The sequence below is a fragment of the Hoyosella sp. YIM 151337 genome (genome assembly GCF_026041215.1).
Classification (GTDB): Bacteria; Actinomycetota; Actinomycetes; order Mycobacteriales; family Mycobacteriaceae; genus Hoyosella.
Map to the genome: position 1 here is coordinate 1 of NZ_JAPEIQ010000045.1, position 1,012 is coordinate 1,012.

Annotated in this window: 1 protein-coding gene; it reads left to right on the forward strand. The window is 63.9% G+C overall.

The genetic code is table 11. The features are described from left to right. Window positions 1–1,012: transposase (locus tag ONR57_RS21895; RefSeq protein WP_265125833.1), on the forward strand; the 1,012-nt coding region annotated here is incomplete at both ends.

The following is a 1,012-nucleotide window of genomic DNA, read 5'->3' on the forward strand; positions in this document are numbered from 1 at the left end:
CAGGTGAGGTTGGAGGCAGACGCCACCCAACTGGATGCACTGTGCCGAACATTGGTCGCGTGCAACGAGACTGCGACCCTGGTCGCGAAGATCGCCCACGAACAGCGCGTGTTCCGCAAACGAGACCTACGCGCCATCACCTACGCTCAAGCCCGCGCACATCGGGGCCTTGGGGCGCAGGTCGCGCAGTCCTGTATTCGTAAGGTCGCTGACGCCTACCGGACCAAGCACGCGAATCTGCGTGCGGGCCGGTACGGCAAACCGGGGACGAAACGGTACGACATGATCGTCGGCAAGTCGGTCGAATTCCGGGCGTTCGCGGCGCAGCCGTTCGACGCCCGCTGCCTGTCCTGGCGGCACAACGACACCGGCCCGGCCGCTGGTTGGGTGTCGATCTGGACCGTCGATGGGCGGTGCAAGGACATTCGATACGTCGGAGACCCCGCCCAGGTGGCGCTATTGCACAAGTACCGGTGCGGTGAAACAGATCTGGTGATCCGCCGCCAGAAACGTGGTGGGCAGGTGCGAGCGTTCCTGATCGCCACCATCGACGTGCCCGAAGCCGACCTCACGACCGGGGATCACCTCGCTCAACCTGACGGGTGGATCGGCGTGGACCTCGGTATCGAGAACATCGCCGTCACCTCCGACCGGCCATTGGCGACCGAGTTGATGACCACGTACGGTGCGGACGCCCCAGACGGGCCAGCAGGCCGCGGCTCCACGAAGGACCGCCGCACCCGCAACCGCGAACTACGTCAGAAACTGCAACGCAAGGGGACCAAGTCCGCGAAGCGGTTGTTGAAGAAACGCTCCCGCAAAGAGGCACGGTTCGCCGCTGATGTGAACCACCAAATATCGAAAACCATCGTCGCCGAGGCTGAACGCACCGGACGCGGTATCGCCATTGAGGATCTCACTGGCATCCGTGAACGGGTACGGCTCCGCGAGCCTCAACGAGCAACACACTCATCGTGGGCGTTCGCCCAACTGGGTGCGTTCCTCACCTACA